The 15521-nt window shown below is 41.6% G+C and carries 14 protein-coding genes; 2 read left to right on the top strand and 12 right to left on the bottom strand.

All coding sequences use genetic code 11. From position 1 onward, the window contains the following. Window positions 1-1620, top strand: a complete 1620-nt coding sequence (locus BTR1S_RS11890) for an AMP-binding protein (protein ID WP_029419013.1) — start codon at window positions 1-3, stop codon at window positions 1618-1620. Window positions 1621-1679: 59 nt separating this feature from the next. Here BTR1S_RS11890 and cotJC read toward each other — a convergent pair whose 3' ends face one another. Genes cotJC through BTR1S_RS11905 form a run of 3 tightly spaced genes read right to left on the bottom strand, consistent with a single transcriptional unit; the run spans window position 1680 to window position 2773 of the window. Further along, entirely contained in the window at window positions 1680-2249 is a 570-nt protein-coding gene (gene cotJC / locus BTR1S_RS11895) for a spore coat protein CotJC (protein ID WP_006636749.1), read from the bottom strand. Between the two features lie 21 nt (window positions 2250-2270). Continuing rightward, complete coding sequence (locus BTR1S_RS11900; RefSeq protein WP_006636748.1) at window positions 2271-2534, bottom strand: spore coat protein CotJB; 264 nt, start codon at window positions 2532-2534, stop codon at window positions 2271-2273. Further along, window positions 2531-2773, bottom strand: a complete 243-nt coding sequence (locus tag BTR1S_RS11905) for a spore coat associated protein CotJA (RefSeq protein WP_006636747.1) — start codon at window positions 2771-2773, stop codon at window positions 2531-2533. The genes BTR1S_RS11900 and BTR1S_RS11905 overlap by 4 nt, the downstream gene beginning before the upstream one ends. Window positions 2774-2993: 220 nt before the next feature. On the opposite strand from BTR1S_RS11905, the gene BTR1S_RS11910 reads away from it, so the two are divergent. Next, window positions 2994-4148: an AbrB family transcriptional regulator gene (locus BTR1S_RS11910; RefSeq protein WP_006636746.1), complete on the top strand. Its 1155-nt coding sequence runs from the start codon at window positions 2994-2996 to the stop codon at window positions 4146-4148. 352 nt (window positions 4149-4500) lie between these two features. Here BTR1S_RS11910 and arcC read toward each other — a convergent pair whose 3' ends face one another. The 9 genes from arcC to allB all read right to left on the bottom strand — a co-directional run bounded on the left by arcC (window position 4501) and on the right by allB (window position 15420). Further along, entirely contained in the window at window positions 4501-5433 is a 933-nt protein-coding gene (gene arcC, locus BTR1S_RS11915; protein ID WP_029419014.1) for a carbamate kinase, read from the bottom strand. A gap of 5 nt (window positions 5434-5438) precedes the next feature. Continuing rightward, window positions 5439-6209 (bottom strand): oxamate carbamoyltransferase subunit AllH family protein, encoded by a 771-nt coding sequence (locus BTR1S_RS11920; protein WP_029419015.1) that lies wholly within the window; start codon window positions 6207-6209, stop codon window positions 5439-5441. Then, entirely contained in the window at window positions 6206-7471 is a 1266-nt protein-coding gene (locus tag BTR1S_RS11925; protein WP_029419016.1) for a YlbE family protein, read from the bottom strand. Before BTR1S_RS11925 ends, BTR1S_RS11920 begins: the two co-directional genes overlap by 4 nt. A gap of 17 nt (window positions 7472-7488) precedes the next feature. Continuing rightward, window positions 7489-9228, bottom strand: coding sequence for an acyl-CoA synthetase FdrA (locus tag BTR1S_RS11930; protein WP_034326209.1), 1740 nt, complete (start codon window positions 9226-9228; stop codon window positions 7489-7491). A 17-nt stretch (window positions 9229-9245) separates the two neighbouring features. Next, window positions 9246-10295, bottom strand: a complete 1050-nt coding sequence (gene allD / locus BTR1S_RS11935; protein ID WP_006636741.1) for an ureidoglycolate dehydrogenase — start codon at window positions 10293-10295, stop codon at window positions 9246-9248. Window positions 10296-10320: 25 nt separating this feature from the next. After that, window positions 10321-11349, bottom strand: coding sequence for an ureidoglycolate dehydrogenase (allD, locus tag BTR1S_RS11940; RefSeq protein WP_006636740.1), 1029 nt, complete (start codon window positions 11347-11349; stop codon window positions 10321-10323). Window positions 11350-11364: 15 nt separating this feature from the next. Continuing rightward, complete coding sequence (gene allE, locus BTR1S_RS11945; RefSeq protein ID WP_006636739.1) at window positions 11365-12153, bottom strand: (S)-ureidoglycine aminohydrolase; 789 nt, start codon at window positions 12151-12153, stop codon at window positions 11365-11367. Between the two features lie 23 nt (window positions 12154-12176). Further along, a complete protein-coding gene (allC, locus tag BTR1S_RS11950) occupies window positions 12177-13406 on the bottom strand; it encodes an allantoate deiminase (protein ID WP_029419017.1) in 1230 nt (409 codons plus the stop codon). A 649-nt stretch (window positions 13407-14055) separates the two neighbouring features. Further along, window positions 14056-15420: an allantoinase AllB gene (gene allB / locus BTR1S_RS11955; protein ID WP_029419018.1), complete on the bottom strand. Its 1365-nt coding sequence runs from the start codon at window positions 15418-15420 to the stop codon at window positions 14056-14058. Window positions 15421-15521: the final 101 nt, after the last annotated feature.

A 15521-nucleotide genomic window follows, 5' to 3' on the forward strand; every position in this document is an offset into this window, starting at 1 on the left:
ATGGATACGTTAAAAAGGCAAACAATCGGAAGCCTGTTAAAATCAGCTGCAGACCGGTTTCCGCATCGAGAAGCGGTGGTCTATTCAGAGCTTGATTTGCGGTATTCCTATCAGGAGCTTTTTGAAGAAACAGCAAAAATAGCGAAGGGACTGATGGCGCTCGGCATCCAGAAAAGTGAGCATGTCGCCATTTGGGCTTCCAATATTCCGGAATGGATTCTCCTTCAGTTCGCAACGGCGAGAATCGGCGCTGTGCTCGTCACTGTGAACACAAGCTATCAGGCAAGAGAGCTTGAATATTTACTGGAGCATTCCGATTCGACGACACTCTTTTTAATGGACGGCTATAAGGGGACTTCCTATATTGACATGATTCATTCGATTACCGGAAATCAGGAGGCATTGCCAAAGCTTGAACGCCTTGTCTATCTCGGACACGGAGAGACACCGGAAAACATGATTTCATTTGCAGATCTATCGAAAAAAGGCGAATTCATATCTGATGATGCCCTTTTTGAAAGAGAGCGGTCATTATCGCCCGATGATGTCATTAATATGCAGTACACGTCGGGTACGACCGGATTTCCAAAAGGCGTGATGCTGACGCATTATAATATTGTCAACAATGCGGCGATCGTCGCCGACAGAATGGGGCTCACCAATAGAGACAGATTGTGCATCCCGGTTCCGCTTTTCCACTGTTTCGGCTGCGTGTTAAGCACGCTTGCCTGCGTGTCGGCGGGGGCGGCCATGCTGCCGATCATCGAGTTCAAAGCGGAAACGGTTTTGCAAACGGTTGAACAAGAAAGATGCACAGGTCTGCAGGGCGTGCCGACAATGTTTATCGCCGAGCTCTCGCATCCACATTTTGCAGATTATGATCTTTCTTCATTACGGACTGGTATTATGGCCGGCTCACCATGTCCGAAAGAAGTCATGAAAAAAGTCATGAAGCAAATGAACCTGACAGACATCACAATTGCATACGGACAGACAGAGTCATCACCGGTTATTACACAGACAACCATTACCGATACAATTGAACGCCGTGTTGAAACAGTCGGCAAAGTCCATCCTCACGTGGAAATCAAAATCATCGACCCTGAGACCGGCCGGGCGCTCGGCCCCCATGAACAGGGCGAACTGTGCACAAGGGGATATCTCGTCATGAAGGGATATTACAAGATGGAGGAGGCCACCAGAAAGGCCATTGATAAAGATGGCTGGCTCCATACAGGCGACCTCGCAGAGATGGATCAGGACGGTTATGTCAGAATTACCGGACGTCTAAAAGATATGATTGTCCGCGGCGGAGAAAACATTTATCCGCGCGAAATCGAAGAATTCCTGTATGAGCATGAAGATATTGTCGATGTTCAGGTCGTCGGTGTTCCGGATGAAAAGTACGGAGAAAAAACGGCAGCCTTTATTAAATGCAAACCAGGCAAAACGCTGTCACTTGAGGATGTCAGGACATTTTGCAAAGGGCAGCTTTCCTACTATAAAATTCCTGAGTATGTGTTTCAGCTTGATGAATACCCGCTGACTGCCTCCGGCAAAGTGCAGAAATATATTTTAAGAGACTGGGCGACAGACATGCTGGCCGCCACTGCCGAATAGATTGATATAAAAAGCCGAAAATCCCAGGACACCCCTGGAATTTTCGGCTTTTCGCACAGTTAAAACACCTTTTTGCGGTCGCGCTCTTCCTTCAAAATTTCGACGGCTTCGCGGAACCGCTGTGAATGGACGATTTCCCTTTCCCTTAAAAACGCCAGCCCGTCATTTAAGTCAGGATCATCTGACATATCGATCAGCCATTGGTATGTCGCCCTCGCTTTTTCTTCCGCTGCAATATCTTCATATAAGTCGGCAATTGGGTCGCCCTTTGCTTGAATATATGTAGCTGTGAATGGAACGCCTGCCGCGTTATGATAAAACAGGGCTTTGTCATGGTCTGCGTAATGATCGCCAAGCCCGGCGTCCCTCAGCTGCTCAGGCGTCGCGTCTTTCGTTAATTTGTAAACCATTGTCGCGATCATTTCCAAATGGGCGAATTCTTCTGTACCGATATCGGTCAGAAGGCCGACGACTTTATCAGGAATGCTGTAGCGCTGATTCAAATAGCGGAGCGCGGCTGCCAATTCTCCATCGGCTCCGCCGTATTGCTCGATTAAGAATTTAGCCAGCCTTGGATTGCATTCCCTCACTTTCACGGGGTATTGCAGTTTTTTCTCATAAAGCCACATGAACCTGACTCCCTTCCTTCATTAAACTTGCCATGGCCAAGGACTTCTTTTCCAGCTCCAGTACGATTCCGTCCGATCGGGACTCCCCTGTACGAGGGGACCATATTTAGATTCAAATTTCGCTTTCAGTCTTTTAGAGTACACGGCATACTGGTTATATTGTTTGATCGCATCGATATCATCCGGATGTGTATCAAGGTACAGCATGAGCTCGATAATGACAAAATCGACCGCCTGAATCTCGTGAAGCCTTTGATAATAGTCTTGCGGCAACGTGTGTGTCATCCCCCCTTACCTCCCATCTCATACGGATTTTCATAAGGATCGTAAAAAACGGGCCAAAGCGTCCCTTTTTTTAAAGCCTCCATAGGCGAGAACTGCGGCAGGCCGCGCGGCTGAAAGCCTAAATATAAATTCGGAGGTGTTCTGTAATACCTCTTGCCCAGCGGCGGACACGGGTCAAAAGCGCTGTGGAACGGACGATACGATTTAACTTTGGTGAATGATTCCTGGTCATGCTTCACATGGGTTCACCTCTATTTGTGATGAATCTAATTTATTTGTATTCATCCGCTCTGCCCGTTATGTTTTGAAATGCCCTGTTTTCCAATGATCAGTTTTACTTATTAATCTTTTAAATAAATTCGTATTTTACGAATCGCTAAAATTATATTATAGTTATCAATAGAAAATACTTTACCTAGTGAACAAAAAGGCTTTCAATACAGGAAGAAGGGTTTTAATTTGAGAATAAAACATGATTTCCTTCGGGATATCATATTAATATTGATCAGCAGCCTGGGAGGGTTTCTTCTTTCATTGACAGGAATGACGATCGGATGGATGGTCGGTACAATGGCGGCCGCCGCCTGTCTGTCGTTGTTTCAGCCGGCTCCGCTGAAACAAGCAATCAGCCAAAAAGGCATCCATAAAGGATGGCTCAGCTTTGGACAAATGCTTCTGGGAATTGAACTCGGACAGAAAATGAATATGTCCGTGATTTTCATTTTTAAAGAAAACTGGCTGATCATCGGGGTGATGCTGATCCTTTCCGTCATCTTCGCGCTGCTCTCCGGGTTTGTTTTATGGCGGTTCAGCAATGCGGATATGCTGACGAGTTTTGTAGGAACGGCCCCGGGCGGACTATCCGCCATGCCCGGCGTCGCTCAGGAAGTGGGAGCCAACACGGCCATCGTCAGCCTCGTACAGATGATCCGGGTGCTGCTGGTAGTCATGACGATACCTTTTTTCGTCGTTTTCATTCATTCCCAATATCCCGAATCACAGTCCGCCACCCACCAGATGCTCGCCGCCGGAACATCCGAATTCGGAACAGCTTATATTGCTTGGACAGCCGTCATTGTATTGGCCGCTTTTTTGGCTTGCAAGGCGATTGCATTATTGCGCTTTCCAGCGCCTTGGCTGCTCGGAAGCATGGTTGGCGTCGCCGCCATTCAAATCGCCGGCAGTTCGTTGTCCGGCCTCAGCCTGACTGCATGGTGGCCCCACGGATTTTCGGTGCTGTCGCAAATCTGCCTTGGTGCAACGATCGGCTCAAAAATCAATAAAGAGATGTTCATCGGCGTCAAGCGGACACTGATTGTCGCCTTCCTCGGCTCCGTCGGCCTGATCATTGCGATGATTTTGAGCGCCGCCGTGACTGCCCATGTAGCGGGCATTTCTTTGACGACGGCCATTTTGGCGTTTTCACCGGGGGGAATCGCGGAAATGGCGACGACATCCGTTACCCTTCACGCCGATTCGACATTTGTCGTCGCTGTTCAAGTGTTAAGGGTCGTTCTCGTCATCGCCATGCTGCCGCCGTTCTTTCGGCTGCTGCATCACAAATCGGAAAAAACGGCGCACCCGCATATGAAAAAAGCCGGAACTGAGGGGTAACCCTTTCGTTCCGGTTTTTTATTTCAACCCCATACTGCATCCATCCTCCAATTTCGCCAAACATTAACTAAAGACGCCACTGTAAAAGATTTCATTAAAAAAAGCATTTAAAGAAGTAATAAGCTTTTACTAACTAATGATATTTAGCTACTTAACCAACAGATGGAAAATATCCATTTTTTCACTCATCCTTTGACTTTCGATCCTAGACTTCATAGATTGTTTCTTTTCGAAATCTGTCTGCGCAGCATAAAGAGAAAGTTTTGAAGTAAATGACGCATCAAATGTGGTCATATCTAAAAAAGGCGGAATTTTGGCTTTTTATCCTCCTTATGAACATATGCGGATTGTCTTATTTTGTTATGCGCGTCCCCGCTTTTCCATCTAGTGCAGCTGCCGCTTGATCCAATGAACAAATAATTGCCTCTTTACCTAACTTTGCAAATTCTATAGCCGCTTGCATCTTTGGCAGCATACTGCCAGCAGGAAATTGCCCTTCTGCCACATATTGTTCTGCTTCTTCTACTGTAATTCGGCTTAGTTTTTGCTCATTTTCTTTGCCAAAATTGATAAATACATTTGGTACGTCTGTCAACATCATGAAAACATCAGCATTTATTTGTTGTGCAAGCTTTAATCCTGAACGATCTTTGTCTATTACTGCTTCAAGACCATGTAATAGACCGCTGTCGTCACGATATACAGGTATACCGCCGCCGCCAGAGGAAATAACAATAGTTTCATCAATTAAACGCCGAATCTCTTCTATCCCATGGATCACTTTCGGTTCCGGGGAAGGCACAACTCGTCTATAGCCACGCCCTGCATCTTCTGACATAGTAAATCCTTTTTCTTCTAATTGCTTCGCTTCTTCCTCTGAATAAAATACTCCTATTGGTTTCGTTGGTTTTTCAAATGCTTTATCATACTTGTCCACTTCAACCATTGTTAGAAATGTAGCTACATTCGCGGTAATGCCCCGTTTTTTAATATGGTTTTTCAAAGCTTTTTCCAGCATATAACCAATGAATCCCTGTGATTCTGCGTTACAAGCATAGATTGGCAGCGGTTCAACGACATTTTTGGCAGCTTCATTTTGAGCAATAATATTCCCAACTTGCGGACCATTGCCGTGTGTAATCACAATTTTATGTCCTGCTTCTTTAATTTCAATCATATGACGTGTTGCAGAGATTACATTTTTGAATTGATTAGCATAAGTTGCTTCTTGTTTTGGCTGTAAAATTGCATTACCTCCTAGAGCGATTACTACACTTTTCCCCATTTCTTTCACTCCTTTGTTAAAGCCATATAAATTCCATATAAAGTATCCATCCCAGAAGAAGAACCTACTTTTATAAGGCTTTTCATACTTTTTAAAGATGAATCATGTTGTAATTTTGTGATTTTTGAACTAAATAAACCTTCTATAGCACAAGTTAAAAAGCGCGTGCTGACAAGGGTTGTTAAGGGTTTTCTGATTAGACTTCCCAATGTTTCAAGGTGTTTTTCGGCGATAAAAGAGTTGATGAAATGTCCATACAATATACCGACCAGTATATCGTCACCCGTCGGCGTTAAACCTTGGCCGCGTCCGATAAAGTAACGAAACTCTTTCTCCAAATTTTCAGTTGGATCGTGTAATTTATTTATCAAGTCCGACACGCGAGCTGATTCAAAATCAGTAGATTCATACGATTTAAATGAAATTTGTTTCACGTTTTCTTTCAATTTATTTATATTTGCATGTTTAAAATCCGTATATAACGGAAGTATTTTCGCATTAAAATTGAGCTCAAAACGGTTGTGGGAAAGATGGTTATTGCGAACGTGAAATGTATCTCCCACCTCAAGATCGGCTTTTAGTGCTTGCTTCGTTTGTGAGTCAAGCAAGATTCCAAATGGAAAGGTCCCATTTTCATTTGTGCCGATAAATATCAATTCATCATTCCGATCAACAATATTCAAACCTTTTTCAAAAATGCTGTGTACAGTAAACGTTTTTCCCTCAATTAATAGCTGAAGTGCGATTGAACCAATCGCACTTGCCTGTAAAATCATCCTTGAAAACCTAGCTTTTCAGCATATGCTGTGATTGCTTTCTCAAAACATTCGATTGGAGGATGAACTGTACCAGCACCAATTTGCCCATATCCGGCAATTTTATGTGCAATACCTGTGTTAATTACCGGCGTGATGCCTGTTTCAACAACTTTACGTGCATCAATACCTAAACACGCACCTTTGAAGTCCCACGTCGGAATAACAAAGTTCGGATTTTCTCCAACACAGATTTCAGCCATTTGATTGCTTGTTTCAAGCGCATCATTAAATCCGCCTGTTCCAACAAAACGTGTTACTGCAGGGGCAGCAATCATTGCTACGCCGCCAACACCGATTGTTTCTGTAATCGCTGAATCACCGATATCTGGGTTTGCATCTTCCGCTGAGTAGCCAGTAAAATATAACCCTTGCGGTGTATGAACAGGTGCTGTAAACCACTCATCTCCCATACCAGCAATACGAATGCCAAAGTTTTCACCGTTTCGGCACATTGCAGTAACGACTGTACCATGTTTGATTGTACGCGCTGCATCCATTATTGCTTTTCCAGTCGCCATGGCAATGTTTAAGAAAAATTGGTCTGTATCAGCTAAAAATTGGATAACTTCTGCACTTTGTTCGTTTTCAACATCATCTAATGCCGCAATTACTGGAGCAACTTCTTTTAAAAACACCAATGATGCCGCAATATTGCGCTGGTGAAATTCATCCCCCATTGCAATAGCTTTAGCCATCAACACATTAACGTTTATGCCTCCATCAATTTTTCTTAAGGCCTTACTTAACACTGGACCCAACACATCTTTCATCCAGTGCAGGCGATTGATTACCTGCTCATGATAAGCACCGAAGCGTAATACTGCACCGATGCCTTCGTTCATTTGACAGTACGCCTCATTGCCGCTCTCTTTGTTCATAACAACAAGAACCGGCATATTAGGTGATGTAATGCCTCCCATTGGTCCAACTGCATTCACATGATGACATGGAATAAATGTAATCTTATTGTTTTCAAGCAGACCGCGCGCTCCCTCTTCATCTTCTGCCCATCCTTCAAAAAGAATCGCTCCAACACAAGAGCCTTGCATAGGATCTGTCATATTTTCATATTTAATTGGAGGCCCGGCATGTAATAACACATAATCTTCTAATTCAGGAATCACAGACTTGGCAGGTACAACATCCGTTAAGAATGGTTCAGCTGCTATGATCTTCTGGATAACAGCTTCGTTCGCTTCATTTATTGTTTTGTACCCCATTAGATTGTCTCTCCTTCTTAGTAGTTTAGAAATTGAAGTACTTTCATTAACTTTTCATCACCGCCAGCAATTGGACGCCAGTTAAATTGAACACACTCTGATCCGCTCTTCTGAACAGCTGTTGTAAAACTTTTCAGCCCAATATTGATCACACTTGGCTTCTTATTGATTAAGGACACAATTTTTTCGTCTACTGTTAAGTCTTCTTGGGTATGTTCAAATTTTTGTATATCAAGGACTGGCTGTTCAACTTTTCCTCCTGCCAGTTTAATCGCTGTACGAACCATTTGGTCGTTTGTCTCACAAATCATTGCACCACTTTCTTTTAATGTTTCAATTTGCTTTTCGTAACCTTGAGGATCTCGAGCTGTACCTACAACTGTTACAAGCACTGCAAGTTCACGCCCACCCTGATGTGCATTGGCTAAAATACGTTTAATGGCTGGTGCTAATTCATTTGCCATATCATCATGACTGCCATAGCCAATGACGTTATCAATCATGATGACTGCTGTTGCAGGATCGTTTCCAGATGTTTCAAGCATTTCGATGCGTTTTTCAGGATCAATCATCGGGTGCGGCTTCCCTTGGGTATAAATATCATCGCCTAAGTCAATAATTTCATGATGGTTTGTTTTTAGGATATAGGCATCTTTCTTCTCTTCAGGCACTTCCTCTTTGAATGCCTCTTTCACTAACATAGCTGCTTCAGATGCCAAGGTGCCGCCTGAGTAATAACCTTTAATACCAACTTGTGAATCTCTTAACGACACGTTTACATTTTCAGCCACTGTCGGCTCAAAATTCGGTTTGTCGCCATTGGATAATTGAACAGATACAACCGCTGCTTCTTCAAGTGTATACGCATGATAAATATTTTCTTCCTGATATGTTGGTTTATCTCCTAAAAATAACGTAACAACCGGTTTTTCAATATTTCTTAAGACGTTCAATACTTTTTGCTGCACTTCCTTTGCAGGCGGTTTAGAAATTACTGTAATCACTTTTACTTGTGGATCTTGATTTAATGCTTTGATACTATCTAAAACCGTGGTAGCACCAACCTCTGTTGATAAATCCCGACCACCTGTACCAATTGCGTTTGTTACACCTTTACCAAGATGGTCAATGATGCATGTCACTTCCTGAATCCCTGTACCTGATGCACCCACAATGCCAATATCTCCTTTATTGACGATATTTGTAAATGCCAGTGGCACGCCGTGAATAATTCCCGTACCGCAGTCTGGTCCCATGACTAATAATCCTTTTTCATGCGCCTTTTGTTTCAACTTAACCTCATCTTCTTTAGATACATTGTCGCTGAATAGAAATACATGTAACCCTTCATTCAATGCATTTTCCGCTTCCATTGCTGCATACTGACCAGGAATGGAGATCAATGCCAAATTAGGGTTGTTCGCAAGCTCCATTGCACGCTTCCAGTTATGTGCTTCTTGGTCTTTAGCTGTGCCTTGTGAAGCAGAGTCTCCTTTTAAAGCTGCTTCTACTTCTTCTTTCACTTCCGATACCTTTTCTTCTTGGTTTGTATCTATAACGATGACGATATCATTTGGGTTTGCTTTTTCCAATTCATCTGTGCCCAAACCTGAAGATTTAAAAATGTCTTTGTTAGCTGGTGTTCCCATCATGATAGAAACTTTGTTTATACCATCTATTGCAGATAACTTGTTTGATAAAAGCATTAACACGATAGAATCTTGATAGGTGTTTTCTTTTATAATTGTGTATAACATAATGATCCTCCATTTTGTTATTCTGCAAATCTATTCTTTCCATGATAGCGATTGTAATGAACATCGCCTGAAACGAGGTAGTTATAAATATCGTCTACAATTTCAATTCCTTCTTTATCATATTTTGCACTTCTTAATTTACCGCGCTCACCCGGATAATAAATTTCTCCATAGCCTTCTGCTGCCGGCTGTGCTTTTAACTCATCAAGCATCGTCGAAATCTGTTGTTTAAAAGCAGTTAAATCTGTGAAGTATGCTGGGTTGATCACAATATGAATTTGCCCTAAATCGCGGCCTTTTGTCAGGTCTTGATACATGGAAGATACATGTACGCCATGAGGTACTCCAAGAAGGCTGCCTGATAAGATATCCACCATCATCATCAATCCATAACCTTTTGGACCGGCAATTGGCACAAGTGCATGGACATCTCTTGCATTCGTTGTTGGTTTGCCGGCTGCATCTACTGCCCATGTTTCCGGGATCGATTCATTTTTACTTCTTGCATCCAATACTTTTCCCCATGCCTGAACAGTTGTCGCCATATCAAATGTGATCATGCGTTCATCAGCCGATGGTGCACTAAAAGCAATTGGATTGGTGCCAAAGTATGGTTCTGTTCCTCCAAACGGTACGACCATTGGATCTGATTGGCACATGCTTAAAGCAACCATGTCTTGTTCTGCTGCCATTTCAACAAAATAACCCAATGCACCACTATGCGAGATATTCTTCATGCCTACAACAGCAACACCTGAATTTTTTGCCATTTCGATTGCTTTTTCCATCGCTTGTTTCGCCGCTTGGTGACCTGGACCATTATCTCCGCTAAAGACAGCGGATGCAGGTCCTGTTTGTTCAAATGTGTAGTTTGGGTTTGCTGTAATACCGCCTTTTGCGATTCGTTCGGCATAGTATTCCACACGTACTGCACCATGGGAATGGATCCCTCTATGATCGGCGAATGTCAATACATCTGAAACATCGTGTGCGGCTCCTTCATTTAATCCAGCTTTGATTAGCTTCTGTTTGATTAAATGAAACAGCTCCTGCTTAGATACACGCATCTGATTCCCCCCTTCCATTACATGATTAGTAAATTTTGTCTGACTCTAAATAATCTAAAATTTCCTTTGTAACTGGGATACCTGTTTTTTTATACTGTTTCATCACATCTATTTGAATTTCACCGGGATAATACACTTTGTCAAATCCTTCAGCAGGTGGGTTGTCGTGTAATTCTTCAACCATTTGAGATATTTTTTCCAGGAATTGCTCCTTCCCACCAAAGTATTCAGGATTGATTACGAGATGAAGCTGCCCTAATCGACGGTACTCTGATAAATCTTTATACATGGAAGTGACATGCTTGCCAAATGGCAAGCCGAGTAAACTCCCCGATAAAATATCAACCATCATCGCTAACCCGTATCCTTTAGGTCCAGCCATTGGTAATAATGCATTTACCTTAAACGGGTCTGTTGTTGGCGCTCCATTTTTATCCACTGCCCATGAGTCTGGGATAGATTTGTTTTTACTTCTTGCATCTAAGATTTTCCCCCAGGCTTGTACCGTTGTTGCCATATCAAAAAGTATTGGACTACCATCTTTTCTAGGCGCACTAAAAGCAATTGGGTTGGTGCCAAAGTATGGTTCGGTGCCACCAAATGGCACGACCATGGGATCAGATTGACATACTGTTAATGCCGCCATGCCTTCTAATGCTGCTTGACGTGCATAATAACCAATAGCACCGCTGTGTCCCATTTCTTTTACACCGACAACACCGATACCTGATGTTTTTGCTAATTCGATTGCCTTTTTCATTGCTTGATAACTCACATAATGCCCTAACGCATTATCCCCGTGATAAATCCCTGAGGCAGGGCCCGTTTTTTCGAAGCTTAGCTTTGGTTTCAGGTTATATCCACCTTTTAATGCACGTTCCGAATAGTATTGCATTCTCACTGCACCATGTGAGTGAACACCTCGTTCATCTGCAAAAATGAGTAAGTCAGCTGTTTTATCCGCTTGTTCTTCAGGTAAACCTGCTTTCACTAATTTATCTTTCATTAGCTGCCTGAGACGATTACGTTCTATATACACTAATGGTTCACTCATTAACATTGCCCCTCTTTATAGATTAATATCTCTATTCGCATCCTTAGAATAAATATACGAGAATGGTTCATCCAAACCAATTGCATAGGTTGCTTGCGGCGTATAAGCTCCCATAAAAATATAGTCACCTTTGTCAACTGGCATCCACTCGTTGTCCAAGTTGTAAACACCTCGTCCACTTAATATATAAGCACCATGTTCTTGAACGTGCGTTTCAATGTAACCATGCGAAGCACCTGGCTTAAATGAAAGAATATGAATGTTCATGTCATATGCGATTTCTTTTGGCAGTAAATCTTGAATTAATACTTCTTTCATACCTTCATAGGCTTCTTGTTTGATGTTATTCACATTACCTGTAACAATTTCTGGTGTATGTCCTTTAAGCGGCTGATAACGCTTTTTGTATAAAAACAAACGGCTGTCCTCACCATTATTATTATTTTCAAAAGTCAATTGTAAGTGTGGAGGCACATATAAGAATCCGCCTTTTGCTAATTCGTATTTTTCACCGTCCGCAAAAGCGTTGATTTTACCATATTCAACGTACACAAATGATTGGATACCATCACCGGCAAAACCGGTTTTGTTTCCGCCCTTGTTTTTAACTGTTACCAAATAATCTACAAACCTTGCACCTAAACGCGGGGATCCTAAAATCGTTACATCACAATCTTCAAAGCCAGGTACAACATTATTAACCAAGCCATCAGGTGTGATTACCGCATAATTATCCTTTTTTATTACTGAACGTGTTTCTAATAAACCTTCTCTGTATCCTTGATTATGATTTAAGTAACTCATGAGTATCTGGCTCCTTTTCATTATTATTCCTTATAAGCTAGTTCAAACAATACATCTTTCAATACTTCAATCCCCTTCACAAGGTCTTCTATCCTCGTTTCTTCATTGGTATTGTGGCTAATTCCGCCAATAGAAGGTACAAACAACATTGCTGTTGGGACAAAATCGGCAAAAATTTGCGCATCATGACCTGCACCAGATGGCATCAATTTATAGCGGTCCCCCACATTGGCCTTAGCTGCTTTTTCAATTATTTGAATGATTTCTTTATCCATCAATGACGGTGCTTCATCCATCCATAAATTAATGTCATAAGTCATGCTGTTTGCTTCTGCAACCGCTTTAACTTTATCTTCAATTTCTCTCGCAAAATTATTTAATAGTTGTTGATCAATATGACGACAGTCTATCGAAAAAGTAATTTCTCCAGGGACGACATTTACCGTGTTTGGAACAGGAGCGACATGTCCAAACGTTAATACAAGAGGCTCCCCAATTTGTCTAGCTCGTTTCGTTAAGTCTGTTACAATTTCACTATATGCAACAACTGTATCTCTTCGTAATGACATCGGTGTTGTCCCAGCGTGATTTGCCTCACCTTTCAAGTTAATTGTGTAACGTTTTTGACCAACAATCCCAGTCACAACACCAATCGCTTTATTTTCCGCCTCTAATACTTTCCCTTGTTCAATATGTACTTCAACAAATGCTTTAATATCGCCACGAACATCATCTGTTTTACGGTAATCAAAACCAGATTCGTGCATAGCATCTTCGAATTTAATTCCTTCAGCATCTTCTATTGTGTCAACATCCGCTTTTTTGGCTAAGTTAAAGAAGTTTTTGCTTCCCCAAAATGTATATGGGAATCGACTGCCTTCTTCTTCTGCGAGCGATAGTACTTCTATTGTTCGTAATGGTTGACCATGTTTTTCTTTTAAATATTTCACAGCAACCAATGCAGATAAGATACCGAATTGTCCATCCAGATGACCGCCTTCTACAACTGTGTCGATATGTGATCCTGTTAAAATAGTTTCTTCAGGATATTTACTTCCAACAAGACGACCAGATAAGTTTCCAACATCATCAAAGCTTACTTCTAAACCTTCTTCCTTGAATGTCGCTTCCAGTTCGCGAACTGCAGCAATCCATTCAGGGGAGTATAACAGACGCGTAATACCCCCTTGTTCTAAACCGCCAAAACTTGTGAATTTCTTATCTAACGTTTCAAAGGTTGATTGAATATCCATTCTTTTTCTCCTCCTTTCTCTTATTTACTTTCATCATAGAACCCTGTTTACAACCATTCATTGACATAACCAACAATAATGGAAGAGCATTTTATGCACTTTCAACAAAGACACCTTTTAATCAATTTACGGTATCTAAATAATGGGCTAATGCCAGAGATAAAAAGAAACTGTTGGCTTTCGATTACATAAAAACTTGAAAAATAACAAATTAAATTTGCATCGAATTTCTCCTAAAGAAAATCACAGATCGCTCGCTTAAAAATTTATAGATGGGAGCGACACATCCCTCTTACCCATTAATAAATAAGGTGCAAATAAAAAAACTACCCTATAAATCAATAAAAAACATTGATTTATAGGGTAGTTTAAAATGATATGCCAAGAGTCAGGATACATACGAGCAGCAGCAATTCTAGGCTGTACCTTAATGTATATTGAAAATTTTTGACTCGTTTTAATTTGATTAACAGCTGCTGCTGTAATCGCGAGAGATTGTGGTGAAGTCAACTTTACCATGCTCACTTCAGCTGTATTAGCCGCCATAAGAAATGCTGATGACACACTGATTTGCGAGTGTAACACAATCTCAGGTCGCCTTCACATCTTCCTATGCCTCAAATTCCTGACGGGGCAGCTGTCCCGTCGCTCAAGGAATAAATCTTCCTACTTTTTCATTTGAAATTCCTTTTTCTTCATCATAGATTTCGACACCGCGAAGGATTGTTTTCACTACCTGAGCACCAATTTTGCGGCCAATATACGGACTAATTTTGTGTCGATATGCTAAGTCCCCAGCTTTTAATTCATAAGGTGCATCTTTCTTAATAAATACGAAATCTGCATCTTTCCCTACTGCAATACTGCCTTTTGATGCGAGATTAAAACGTTTCGCAGGGTTTGTAGCAATAATGGCTGCAAATTTGGATAATGGCATATTACGTTTTTGCACACCTTCATCAAATAATACATCGACATTATTTTGTAAACCTGCGATACCTCCCCAAGCTTCAAATGCATTATCCGTAGCTTTTAAGTCCGGGGTACATGGTGAATGGTCTGATGTTACGAATGAAATATCTCCGTTTAATACCCGATTCCACATGCCTTCTAAGCGTGATTGCTCACGGATTGGCGGAGAGCATTTTACAACCGGTCCGATATTATCTAGTTCTTCTTTATAGAAATATAAATAGTGTGTACATGTTTCGCATGTAATATCGACCCCTTCCTGTTGTGCTTTGACAATTTCGTCTACGCCCTCTTCACAAGCTATATGAACGATGTGTACACGACATCCCGTTTCTTTCGCAAATAGAATAATTTTTCTAATCGGTTCTACTTCAGTAAATACGGGTCGAGAATCTACATAAGCACGCAATGAAGTTTCCCCATTTTTAGATGCTATTTCCCCTAACTTATCGGTGATTGCGGCATTTTCAGCGTGTATAGATAATATTTTGCCTGTCTTCGCAATTTGTTTCATGCCTTCGTAGAGGGAATAGTCATCCACGTTCATGAAATCTCCTTCTATAGAACGGTCGCCACATGTTGCTAAAAAACATTTATATGCAACAACACCATTGCTATCCAATTCTTGAATACCCCCATCCAAGTTAAATGGTACTAAACCGCCGTAACTCGCAACGTCTACTGATAATTTTCCTTTTCCGGCTTTAAATTTTTCTTGAATAGATTCCTCATCTACCGTTGCTGGCACTTGATTTAATGGCATTTCAATAATCGTCGTTACACCGCCTTTTGCAGCGGCACGTGTTCCTGTGTCATAGCCCTCCCATTCATCACGATAGCCGCCGCCCGGCTCTGTGATATGCACATGTGCATCAATCATACCTGGAGATACAATAGATCCTTTTGCATCGATAATTTTTGCACTTGTACCCAAATCCTTACCGATTGCTGCGATTTTGCCATCTTTGATCCCTACTTCGACTTCTTGTTCACCATTTTCTAGAATGACTAATCCATTTTTGATAATTGAATCAAAATTCATCAAAATCATCCTCCTCTTTTTTAAGCTGCAAGAATCATATTACTTGCTGCATTGATAGAGATTGCTGTAAATAGAAGTACACCTGTAGCAAGGAAACCGCC

The organism is Bacillus sonorensis NBRC 101234 = KCTC 13918, from assembly GCF_001592005.1.
Lineage (GTDB): Bacteria > Bacillota > Bacilli > Bacillales > Bacillaceae > Bacillus > Bacillus sonorensis.

What these genes read in the sequence shown, in the direction of transcription:
- BTR1S_RS11890 (WP_029419013.1), top strand. Translation starts at nt 1, where the DNA reads ATGGATACGTTAAAAAGGCAAACAATCGGAAGCCTGTTAAAATCAGCT.
- cotJC (WP_006636749.1), bottom strand. Translation starts at nt 2,249, where the DNA reads ATGTGGCTTTATGAGAAAAAACTGCAATACCCCGTGAAAGTGAGGGAA.
- BTR1S_RS11900 (WP_006636748.1), bottom strand. Translation starts at nt 2,534, where the DNA reads ATGACACACACGTTGCCGCAAGACTATTATCAAAGGCTTCACGAGATT.
- arcC (WP_029419014.1), bottom strand. Translation starts at nt 5,433, where the DNA reads ATGGGGAAAAGTGTAGTAATCGCTCTAGGAGGTAATGCAATTTTACAG.
- BTR1S_RS11920 (WP_029419015.1), bottom strand. Translation starts at nt 6,209, where the DNA reads ATGATTTTACAGGCAAGTGCGATTGGTTCAATCGCACTTCAGCTATTA.
- BTR1S_RS11925 (WP_029419016.1), bottom strand. Translation starts at nt 7,471, where the DNA reads ATGGGGTACAAAACAATAAATGAAGCGAACGAAGCTGTTATCCAGAAG.
- BTR1S_RS11930 (WP_034326209.1), bottom strand. Translation starts at nt 9,228, where the DNA reads ATGTTATACACAATTATAAAAGAAAACACCTATCAAGATTCTATCGTG.
- allD (WP_006636741.1), bottom strand. Translation starts at nt 10,295, where the DNA reads ATGCGTGTATCTAAGCAGGAGCTGTTTCATTTAATCAAACAGAAGCTA.
- allD (WP_006636740.1), bottom strand. Translation starts at nt 11,349, where the DNA reads ATGAGTGAACCATTAGTGTATATAGAACGTAATCGTCTCAGGCAGCTA.
- allE (WP_006636739.1), bottom strand. Translation starts at nt 12,153, where the DNA reads ATGAGTTACTTAAATCATAATCAAGGATACAGAGAAGGTTTATTAGAA.
- allC (WP_029419017.1), bottom strand. Translation starts at nt 13,406, where the DNA reads ATGGATATTCAATCAACCTTTGAAACGTTAGATAAGAAATTCACAAGT.
- allB (WP_029419018.1), bottom strand. Translation starts at nt 15,420, where the DNA reads ATGAATTTTGATTCAATTATCAAAAATGGATTAGTCATTCTAGAAAAT.